We start from the raw sequence: 4,488 nt of genomic DNA on the forward strand, positions 1-4,488 counted from the left end.
CGGCAAGGCCCCGGCGATGCGGGTGAGCCTGCGCAAGCCGGCGGTCGCCGCCGCCGCGCTCGCCGCGCCCGCGGCGGTGCTCGCCGACGAGCCCGATGCGCCGCTCGCCCTCGACGGCAACGGCATGCCGGTGCTCGGCTCGAGCGCCTTCTACGTGATCAACCAGCGCACCGGCGAGGTGCTGCTCGAACGCAACGCCACCGAGGTGCTGCCGATCGCCTCGATCACCAAGCTGATGACCGCGATGGTGGTGCTCGACGCCGGGCAGAGCCTGTCCGAGCCGGTGGTGATCTCCGAGGAGGACATCGACCAGCTCAAGGGTACCAGCTCGCGGCTCGCGCTCGGCACCACGCTGTCGCGCGAGGAGATGCTGCAGCTCGCGCTGATGTCCTCCGAGAACCGTGCGGCCTCGTCGCTGGCCCGTCACTATCCGGGCGGGGAGGCTGCCTTCGTCGAGGCGATGAACGTCAAGGCGCGCCTGCTCGGCCTGTGGAACACCCGCTTCCACGACAGCACCGGGCTCAACCCGGCCAACGTCTCCAGCCCGCGCGACCTCGCCAAGATGGTCGCGGCCTCCGCGTCCTATCCGCTGATCCGCGAGTTCTCCACCGCGCACGAGCGCTATGTCCCGGTGCACGGCCGCATGCTGCGCTTCGGCAACACCAACTCGCTGGTGCGCAGCCCCGAGTGGACGATCAGCGTCTCCAAGACCGGCTACATCTCCGAGGCGGGGCGCTGCCTGGTGATGCAGACCTGGCTGCACCAGCAGCCGGTGGTGATGGTGCTGATGGACTCCTACGGCCGCTACACCCGCACCGCCGACGCCAAGCGCGTGCGCAAGTGGCTCGAGCAGGCCGCCACCCAGCGCCTGGCGGCTGCGGCGCAGGGCGCGGGCGGCTGAGCTTCCCGACCGCGCAGCTCGAAGACGCGGGGCCGCCCGGTGGGGCAGGCCCCGCGTCCCGTTTGCGGGACAGCACGTCCTCGCCCGGCATCGCCGGCGCCGGGCGGGCGCTCGGCGGGGCCCGCGACTGCGGGGCGGTTGATCTTCGTCAATGGCGCCGGGCAGGGCGCTCACTAAGCTCGCGGGTTCCGACCCCGAACCCACCAGAGAGGATCTCCCCATGGGTGCTGCCCTGCCCGAAACCGCCCCGAGCCGCCTGTTCCTGTCCGGCAACGAGGCCGTGGCGCTCGCCGTGCGCGACGCCGGCTGTCGCGTCGCCGCCGCCTATCCGGGCACCCCGGCGACCGAGATCCTCGAAGAGCTGTCGCGCTTTCCCGACCTGTATACCGAGTGGTCGGTGAACGAGAAGGTCTCGCTCGAGGTCGCGCTCGGTGCGTCGATGGTGGGTGCGCGCGCCTTCTGCGCGATGAAGCACGTCGGGCTCAACGTCGCCGCCGACGCGCTGATGACGATGACCGTCACCGGCACCGAAGGCGGCTTGGTGATCGCCGTCGCCGACGACGTCGGCATGTCCTCGTCGCAGAACGAGCAGGACTCGCGCTTCTGGGCGCGCTTCGCCCACCTGCCGCTGTTCGAGCCCGCCGACGCGCAGGAGTCCTACGACATGGCGCGCGAGGCCTTCGCGGTGTCCGAGCGCTTCCGCTGCCCGGCGATCGTGCGCATGACCACCCGCATCTGCCACGTCAAGGGCCGCGTCGTCCCGGCCGAGCGCGAGGCCCACGAGCCCGCCGGCTTCGTCAAGGATCCGCAGCGCTGGGTGATGGTGCCCGGCCACGCCAAGCCGCGCGTGGCGCTGATGTACGAGCGCGAGGAGGCCCTGCGCGCCTCCGCGGCGCAGAGCCCGTTCAACCTGCTCGTCGAGGGGGGCGACCGGCGCATCGGCTTCGTGACCTCGGGCCCGGCCTACATGCACGTGCGCGAGACCTTCCCTGAGGCGCCGGTGTTCAAGCTCGGCCAGTCCTACCCGCTGCCGCTCGAGCGCCTGCGCGAGTTCGCCGCCGGCGTCGACCAGCTGCTGGTGGTCGAGGAGACCGAGCCCCTGGTCGAGAGCGAGCTGCGCGCCGCCGGCATCGCCTGTGCGGGCAAGGACGTGCTGCCGCGCGTCGGCGAGCTCTCGCCCGATCGCCTGCGCCCGGCGGTGGCCCGCCTGCGCGGCGAGGAGGTCCCCGCCAGCGCCCAGCCCCGCCTGGTGCCGCAGCAGGTCTTCCCGCGCCCGCCCACCATGTGCGTCGCCTGTCCGCACCTGGGCATCTATTACACCCTCGCGCAGCTGCGCAACCTCACCATCTCGGGCGACATCGGCTGCTACACCCTGGGCGCCGGCCACCCCTGGAACGCGCTCGACACCTGCATCTCGATGGGCGCCTCGATGGGCGTCGCGCTCGGCATGGACAAGGGCCGCGGCCCGGCCGACGCCAAGAAGGCGGTGATCGCGGTGATCGGCGACTCCACCTTCATGCACATGGGCATGCAGGGCCTGCTCGACATCACCTGGAACCGCGGCAACGTCACCGTGCTGCTGCTCGACAACCGCGCGGTGGGCATGACCGGCGGCCAGGACAACCCCGGCACCGGCCGCGACATCCACGGCGACAGCGCGCAGCGGGTCGACTTCGCCAAGCTGTGCGAGGCGCTCGGCGTCAAGAAGGAGCGCATCCACACCCTCGACCCCTACGAGCTGCCGACGCTGTTCAAGACCCTGCGCGACGAGATCAAGGTGCCCGAGCCCTCGGTGATCATCACCGACCGGCCCTGCGTGCTCATCGACGACTACAAGCCGACCCAGCCCTACAAGGTCATCGCCGACAAGTGCACCGGCTGCGCCAACTGCATCGACGTCGGCTGCCCGGCGATCCACGTCACCCGGCGCGAGACCCAGGTCAAGCCCTCGGGCAAGGAAGTCGAGCTCGCCTTCGTGCGCATCGAGACCTCGGCCTGTACCGGCTGCGGCCTGTGCGTGCAGCCCTGCGCGCCCGAGGCCATCGTCCATGCCCTGCCGGAGCATCCGGTGAAGTTCCTGCACGCCAAGATCTGAGGAGCCCGCAATGACCATCACCAACATCGCCGTTTGCGGCATCGGCGGCCAGGGCGTGATGACCGCCACCGAGATCCTCGCCGAGGCGGCGCTGTCGCTCGGCTTCGACGTCAAGAAGACCGAGGTCGCCGGCATGAGCCAGCGCGGCGGGGTGGTGACCTCGCACCTGCGCTTCGGCCCCCAGGTGCTGTCGCCGCAGATCATGCCGGGCGAGGCCGACCTGCTGGTCGGCTTCGAGGCCGCCGAGGCCCTGCGCTGGGCGCACATGCTCAAGCCGGGCGGGGTCGCGCTGGTCAACCAGGGCCGCTTCGTGCCGCCGGTGGTGACCATCGGCCTGTACGACTACCCCGAGGACCCGATCGCCGAGATGCGCAGGCTCGGCCTCGCGGTGTTCGACTTCGACGCCAGCGCGCTCGCGATGCAGCTCGGCAACATCCGCCTCGGCAACACCGTGATGCTGGGCGCGATGTCGGACCGCCTTCCCTTCCCGGCCGACGTGCTGCGCAAGGCCGTGCTCGAGCGCTTCGGTGCGCGCAAGCCCGAGCTGCTGGAGCTCAACCGCCAGGCCTTCGAGCTCGGCCGCGCCGCGGTCGCCGAGCCCGCCCCCGCCCGGGCGACCGCCTGACCCGCGGCCTCTCCCGGGGCGCCGGAGCGCTCCGGGGAGCTCGTCGGGCCCCGGGCCTGGGCCCCGAGCTGCTAGCCGAAGCGCTCGTCCTCGCGCAGGAAGCGCCACTGCCCCAGCGGCAGATCGCCCAGCTTCACCCGGCCGATGCGCACGCGCTTCAGGCCCACCACCTTCAGCCCCACCAGCTCGCACATGCGGCGGATCTGGCGCTTGCGGCCCTCGCGCAGCACGAAGCGCAGCTGCTCGTCGTTGATCCATTCGACCTCGGCCGGGCGCAGGGGGCGATCGTCCAGCCACAGCCCGTGGTTCAGCAGCGCGAGTCCGTTCTCGGCCAGCCTGCCCTCGACGCGGACGATGTACTCCTTCTCGACCTTGGAGTCCTCGCCGATGAGCTGGCGGGCGACGCGGCCGTCCTGGGTCAACACCAGCAGGCCGGTGGAGTCGATGTCGAGCCGGCCCGCGGGGGCGAGGTTCTTCAGGTGGCTGGGGTGGAAGCGCTGCGCGGTGTCGCGGTCGGCCTGGTTGTCGGGGCCGATCAGGCTCACCGCCGGGGCGTAGCCCGGCTCTGGCTGGCCGGAGACGTAGCCCACCGGCTTGTGCAGCAGGATGGTCGCGCGCTGCTGCTGGGTGCGCGTGGCCTCGGGGGCGAGGTGGATGCGGACATCCTCGGCGACCCGCACGCCGAGCTCCGACACCCGCCGGCCATCGACGAAGACCCAGCCGCGCTCGATGAACTCGTCGGCCTCGCGGCGCGAGCAGATCCCGCGCTCGGCCATCAGCTTGGACAGCCGCACGCCCTCGACGGCGGCACGCGCCTGCGCCGCCTCGGCGACGGCGGCTGCGGCCGCGGCGCGCGCCTCGTAGGAG

The 4,488-nt window shown here is 71.9% G+C and carries 4 protein-coding genes; 3 read left to right on the top strand and 1 reads right to left on the bottom strand.

Annotation, left to right across the window (positions count from 1 at the left end):
* The 3 genes from pbpG to C667_RS20525 all read left to right on the top strand — a co-directional run.
* The coding region (gene pbpG / locus C667_RS20515) for a D-alanyl-D-alanine endopeptidase (protein WP_004380920.1) at positions 1-901 on the top strand (901 nt) is incomplete at its 5' end.
* A 220-nt stretch (positions 902-1,121) separates the two neighbouring features.
* Complete coding sequence (locus C667_RS20520; protein WP_004380922.1) at positions 1,122-2,996, top strand: thiamine pyrophosphate-dependent enzyme; 1,875 nt, start codon at positions 1,122-1,124, stop codon at positions 2,994-2,996.
* Between the two features lie 10 nt (positions 2,997-3,006).
* Positions 3,007-3,621, top strand: coding sequence for an indolepyruvate oxidoreductase subunit beta (locus C667_RS20525; RefSeq protein ID WP_004380924.1), 615 nt, complete (start codon positions 3,007-3,009; stop codon positions 3,619-3,621).
* 71 nt (positions 3,622-3,692) lie between these two features.
* On the opposite strand, the gene C667_RS20530 is transcribed toward C667_RS20525, so the two are convergent.
* The coding region (locus C667_RS20530) for a pseudouridine synthase (protein ID WP_004380926.1) at positions 3,693-4,488 on the bottom strand (796 nt) is incomplete at its 5' end.

This window comes from Thauera phenylacetica B4P, assembly GCF_000310225.1.
Taxonomy (GTDB): Bacteria; Pseudomonadota; Gammaproteobacteria; order Burkholderiales; family Rhodocyclaceae; genus Thauera; species Thauera phenylacetica.

What these genes read in the sequence shown, in the direction of transcription:
- C667_RS20525 (WP_004380924.1), top strand. Translation starts at nt 3,007, where the DNA reads ATGACCATCACCAACATCGCCGTTTGCGGCATCGGCGGCCAGGGCGTG.
- C667_RS20520 (WP_004380922.1), top strand. Translation starts at nt 1,122, where the DNA reads ATGGGTGCTGCCCTGCCCGAAACCGCCCCGAGCCGCCTGTTCCTGTCC.